The following is a 2,126-nucleotide window of genomic DNA, read 5'->3' as shown; positions in this document are numbered from 1 at the left end:
AGGTAATCTATCCAGCCGTTTTTCATCCATGTCAGCACATCGGCATAGAGGTCATCGTAATTGGTCTGCCCCGCCCTGGTATTGGAGCCATTGGGGTCTTTATCTTTATTTCTCCAAACCCCGAATGGACTGATGCCAAATTGTACCCAAGGTTTTTCAGCCTTGATGGTCTCTTGGACTTCTTTGACCAATAAGCTGACATTTTCCCTTCTCCAATCATCTTGTTTCTGACCTTGTTTACCATATTTTTTAAAGGTCGCTGCATCATCAAACACGACTTTGTCCACTTTGTAAGGATAGAAATAATCATCAAAATGGATGGCATCCACATTATAATTCCGGACCACTTCACTGATGATATTGACCAAATGGGACCTGACCTCAGGAAGTCCGGGATTGTAATAATACTTGGTGTCGTACTTGATCATCCAGTTTTTATGTTTGAAAAAGTCATGCTCTGCACTCAGGAGTTTTGTGTCAAGATTCATCGTGGCCCGGTAGGGGTTCAGCCATGCATGAAATTCCAGGCCTCTTCTATGGGCCTCGAGTATCATCCAGGAAAGTGGGTCCTCAGTGGTATTGGGTTTTTGCCCTTCTTTTCCTGTCAGATACCTGGACCAAGGGGCAAAATTGGAAGGATAAAAAGCATCACCTGAAGTCCTGATCTGTACAATGACTGCATTGAAATTGAGGGATTTATAATAATCCAGTAATTTGATAAAATCTTCTTTTTGCTTGCTGAATGGGTCTGTTGGGCTGTTTGGCCAATCTATATTGGCAACTGTTGCAATCCATACTCCCCGGAATTCCCTTGGACTTGGGGGCAACTCCAATTCCATAGCCTTGTAAAATTCCGGTTGGTCGGGCATCTTTACTGTTTTCGAGGGATAAGTGGTTTCATTGCCTCGTGGCCCTGTGCCGCGAACAGTTCCCCGTTCTCTCTGAACTGTGGGGGTGGAAGCTGTTTTACAGGATTGTAAAACCAATGTCAGGCAAAGTAGGTAAATGATTGTTCTTGAAATTTCAATTAGGAAATGTGGTTTCATTGAGTTGGGTCAGGGTTTGCTTTTTAAGTTAAGGTCTGTAAGTCTTTTTCTAAGCTGTTTCATGAATTTTGGTCCAGGGTCCTGTTTTTGGGTCAGGTAGTCGGGGTCTGTTTCTTTCCAGATTTCAGAGCCCTGAAAATCATAATATTCGTGGTGACCGATCAAATAGCTCAGTTCGTGTTTTTTATGCAGGTACCTGATGAGTGCTGCATTTGCTTTCAGCTGTGCTTTGGTAAGAGGGTCATCTGGTCCACCTATGTTTTCAATGCCAATTGCGGTATAATTCAATCCTATCGTATGCCTACCAAAAGTAGTATCCGGCAAAAGCCTGAATATCATACCATCTCTGTCCACCAGGAAATGGGCGGAGACATTCAAATTGCTTGCAGTAGTCAATTCAGGCCTTCCTCCTAAATGTACCGGATTGAATACATTGAAAGTGCCTTCCAATGTGGGTACAGCGGTCCAATGGACCACCACCATGGTCGGATCTATAATAGCCGTTTCTTTGTCCAGTCCATGTCGGACTTTAAGGTATTCCAGGGAAAGTTTTTCTCTTTCTTCATTGAAAATAATGGGTTTTTCAAAGATTCTAAAAGTCGGTGCATTGCATGAAAAAATCAAGGGAACAAATGCAAAGAGAAAAGGAAGGTATCTTAAGGTTCTCATTCTGGATGGAATTTGGGAGGTTTTGGCAATCAAATCAGAATACTTCGCTAAAATACATGAATTTCTTAGAGCAACCTTCAATAATGATTTGCAATTATTTGCTGTTTTAGACTTTTTTTTTCTAATTGATGATTTAATTCCTGCAAAAAACCGAAATCTAAGATCATGCTTAAAGAAGAACGCCAAAAATATATTTTAGACCAGGTTTATCTACATCACAGGGTTTTACTCAATGATTTATCAGAGGCTTTGGATGTGTCTATAGATACAGTCAGGAGAGATGTGAAAGAATTGCATAAGGAAAAAAAACTGAAGAAGGTCCATGGGGGAGCGACTTCTTTTGGATTTATGACTTTCACCAAAAATGATGGGAATGTTTATTTGCAGTCAAAAAAGATCATCATCGCAGAG

3 protein-coding genes are annotated in these 2,126 nt (G+C 41.1%); 1 reads left to right on the top strand and 2 read right to left on the bottom strand.

Annotated elements, in window-relative coordinates:
• Both ACEW8O_RS26600 and ACEW8O_RS26595 read right to left on the bottom strand, forming a co-directional pair.
• Nucleotides 1–1,046, bottom strand: a 1,046-nt coding sequence (locus tag ACEW8O_RS26600; RefSeq protein ID WP_373497664.1) for a glycoside hydrolase family 10 protein, incomplete at its 3' end; no start/stop codon positions are given.
• Between the two features lie 9 nt (nt 1,047–1,055).
• Nucleotides 1,056–1,715, bottom strand: coding sequence for an N-acetylmuramoyl-L-alanine amidase (locus tag ACEW8O_RS26595; protein WP_373497663.1), 660 nt, complete (start codon nt 1,713–1,715; stop codon nt 1,056–1,058).
• A 165-nt stretch (nt 1,716–1,880) separates the two neighbouring features.
• Here ACEW8O_RS26595 and ACEW8O_RS26590 point away from each other — a divergent pair.
• Nucleotides 1,881–2,126, top strand: a 246-nt coding sequence (locus ACEW8O_RS26590; RefSeq protein WP_373497662.1) for a DeoR family transcriptional regulator, incomplete at its 3' end; no start/stop codon positions are given.

Origin of the sequence: Aquiflexum sp. (assembly GCF_041749095.1) — a bacterium.
Lineage (GTDB): Bacteria > Bacteroidota > Bacteroidia > Cytophagales > Cyclobacteriaceae > Aquiflexum.
This window is presented reverse-complemented; position numbering and strand designations above follow the sequence as displayed.